Annotated in this window: 3 protein-coding genes; all 3 read right to left on the bottom strand. The window is 36.7% G+C overall.

Annotation, left to right across the window (positions count from 1 at the left end; all coding sequences use genetic code 11):
• Positions 1-266 precede the first annotated feature (266 nt).
• The 3 genes from AB1422_02455 to AB1422_02445 all read right to left on the bottom strand — a co-directional run bounded on the left by AB1422_02455 (position 267) and on the right by AB1422_02445 (position 1,782).
• Entirely contained in the window at positions 267-761 is a 495-nt protein-coding gene (locus AB1422_02455; protein ID MEW6618207.1) for a hypothetical protein, read from the bottom strand.
• Entirely contained in the window at positions 743-1,099 is a 357-nt protein-coding gene (locus AB1422_02450; protein ID MEW6618206.1) for a nucleotidyltransferase domain-containing protein, read from the bottom strand. The genes AB1422_02455 and AB1422_02450 overlap by 19 nt, the downstream gene beginning before the upstream one ends.
• 257 nt (positions 1,100-1,356) lie before the next feature.
• Positions 1,357-1,782: a hypothetical protein gene (locus AB1422_02445; protein ID MEW6618205.1), complete on the bottom strand. Its 426-nt coding sequence runs from the start codon at positions 1,780-1,782 to the stop codon at positions 1,357-1,359.
• Positions 1,783-2,273: the final 491 nt, after the last annotated feature.

Raw genomic sequence — 2,273 nt, 5'->3', positions numbered from 1 at the left:
CTCTTCTCCAATCTTTTTTCGATATGTCTTGTCCTCAAATTCTACCGTTTATGAATACGAATAAGGATTGAAATTTATAAGTAAAATTAAAGTAACTATTCAGCCACAGATGGACACGGATGAAACACTGAAAATTCGTAAATCGTGTCCGTTTTCCGTGTCCGTAATCAGGTTGAAGGCTGAAGGGTTCTTCTAAAAATCGGGACTCGGGAAGGCTGGTAGCCACAGGCTTTAGCCTGATTTCACCTGAACCATCAAACCCATTTTCATCTTCTTCCTTTATGCCCCAACGGGGATGACCGTCTCCCCTCAATACTTTTCAAAAAGATGTTAATATCATTTTGGTAGCGTTTTTTTAATTTTATGGCGTCGGCTAAAACTATCTTTATTTTTCTTTCATCCAATTCATAAGAATAAGCATGCCGAAAAAGATGTCTAAATGCTCTGAGATTATCCAATAACTCATAATTTTCTTGAGAAATTAGTGCTGGTCGAATACCTTCAATAGTCATCGTCATCCGTCTTAGCAATTCTATATGGTAATGGGTTTTGTTCTGGATATGATTATCAAAACTATCAGTCACAATCTTAAAAAGGTCTTCAAAGGCACAATAGAGATTATGTAGTTGATAAGCAAGACTTTCTATTCCTGATTTACCTCTTTTTTGTTTACGGTCCTCAATCCTAACATAGAGTTTTTCAATCTCCTCAATTTGCCTTGATACTGTAGCTTTTAGAACAACTAAACCTTCTTTATCCATCTTATACCTTTATCCTTTATCTTCTCTTCCAAACGATGACCTTCTAATTGAACGACATCAACATCTATTCCAATTTCTCTTGAAATAAATGCCATAGTTTTAAAGAAATCCCGGTCACTTAAATCAACAAAGCCAATATCCACATCAGATTTTTCGGAGAAACTGTTTGGATTGACAATAGAACCAAACAGATATGCCTCTTTAAAACTAACCTTATCAGAAAGTTTTGTTAGTGTAGCTAGCACCTTCTCGATTAGTTGGCGACGCAAATTCTCCCTTTTTATTTTTTCTTTCAAAAGTATTTCATCTAACAAGTATGTTGAAAATTGCTTAGTCATTTTACTCTTATTTGCTTAAATATCCCTTTTTTTTCTCGCAAAGGTCGCCAAGGTAATTTTCCCCTTATTTTTCTTTGCGTCTTTTGCGTCTTTGCGTGAGGAACTTTATAAAATACTTCTCTTTCTCTCTCTGCATGTCCGTGTCTTTGTGTGATAAATTTTCATTGCTGTTTGTGTCCCGCGGGGATATGACTACTTCTTCGTGTTCTTAGTGCCTTAGTGGTTTTTCTTTAAAATCTGTGTTATCTGGTTTATGACTATTTTTCTTCCAATGTCTTGCCGTAGAGGGCGGCTATGACCAATCCTCCCAGGCATAAAGAGAGAAGTCCCTGCAACCAACCGGCAAAGACAAGCATCCGATGAATTGGAATCATAGTATAAAAATACAACTCACCTGGCACCCTTGCCATAAGCCAAACGATTAGCCCAAAGGTAAAACCTTTATTTATCCCTTTACCTGGTATCCCTTTGTAAAGTAAAAGATAACCGAGGGCAAACATTAGACCTGCCAGAAGGTCTGTCAATGGCATCCCCACACTCCAGCAAATATCCGTCATCGGTCGCCAGATACCTTCACTCATCGCACAAAATTTACCAAATATCAGCCCATAGATTACAAATCCCACAACCTGCGAAATTATCGCTACCACTACCCCTGATACAATCCATCTTATTACCATCATTTTTTCCTCACACCTCCTTTTTTAGTAAGCGTTCAGGTGGTGTAACAAAAGGAGATGTGGAGATTAAGGAGATAGGGAGATATTATTAAAAAAATTGAAATTAATAGAAATTTATGGAAATTTGTTGTTTTCCACAATCAATTTCTACCTAATTTCTATAAATTTCAATCTATTTCTATTATCTTATCTCCATATCACTCTTATCTCCTTATCCCCTTTCTTACACTTTTGATATATAGCCTGAACGGTTACCTTTTTTATTTAGAACTCGGATAAAATTGAGCGTTGATTTTATTAGTCTTCACACACCTCGAATTTTCCCTTCACCCCCAGCCTCAGTGTTCGGTCAGGGGTGTGTTCTTCCCCCATTTTCATCGTCCTCGTATAATATATATTGTTGGTCATTTTGAATGCCACAATCCTAATTCCTTATTAAAGCCCCCAAGATTGGGGGGTGGGGGTTGAAAATAAAATTAAAAAATTAATTATTA

Source organism: bacterium (genome assembly GCA_040757115.1).
Taxonomy (GTDB): domain Bacteria; phylum UBA9089; class CG2-30-40-21; order CG2-30-40-21; family SBAY01; genus JBFLXS01.
The sequence above is the reverse complement of the archived record's forward strand: the minus strand, read 5'-3'. Positions and strand labels throughout refer to the sequence as shown.

Coding starts and splice junctions, on each gene's coding strand:
- AB1422_02455 (MEW6618207.1), bottom strand. CDS start 761: ATGGATAAAGAAGGTTTAGTTGTTCTAAAAGCTACAGTATCAAGGCAA.
- AB1422_02450 (MEW6618206.1), bottom strand. CDS start 1,099: ATGACTAAGCAATTTTCAACATACTTGTTAGATGAAATACTTTTGAAA.
- AB1422_02445 (MEW6618205.1), bottom strand. CDS start 1,782: ATGATGGTAATAAGATGGATTGTATCAGGGGTAGTGGTAGCGATAATT.